The organism is Vibrio sp. 1078-1, assembly GCF_033340475.1.
In genome coordinates, this window is sequence record NZ_JAWOWM010000925.1 from 1 (window position 1) to 514 (window position 514).

General features: G+C 42.2%; 1 protein-coding gene. It reads right to left on the reverse strand.

Annotated elements, in window-relative coordinates; translation table 11 throughout:
• The coding region (locus tag R7190_RS30885) for a DUF444 family protein (RefSeq protein WP_318138345.1) at nt 1–514 on the reverse strand (514 nt) is incomplete at both ends.

Sequence of the window (514 nt, forward strand, 5' to 3'; positions counted from 1 at the left end):
TGGTGGCGAATAAACACAACGTCTACGTTTTCATAGGTGCGAGGCAAGAACAGATACAACAGCACATAGAAGCGTTTTGCGATGTCTTTGGTCGCTTGATCCATAGAACCAGACACGTCCATCAAACAAAACATCACGGCTTGGCTAGAAGGGACTGGTCGTTTTTCGTAGTTTTTAAAACGTAAATCGAAAGTATCGATAAACGGCACATTTTCAATTTTCTTGCGCAGTTCTTCGATTTCTTTTTTCAGACGATTTTCTTCAAGTTGTTGTGCTGGCTCAATATTTTTGATGCGAGTCAACTCGTCTTCGAGCTCTTTAAGAAGTCGCTTTTTGCCAGCAGTCATGGCAGTTCGACGAGCTAACGACTGCTGCAATGAACGAATAACGGAAATGTTGGAAGGGATCCCCGCGGTTTGGAAACCTGCTCGGTGAGTTTTCCATTCCGTAATTTTAGCGATTTGATTTTTTTCTAGATTCGGTAGCTCTAAGTCTTCAAAAAGAATATCCAGGT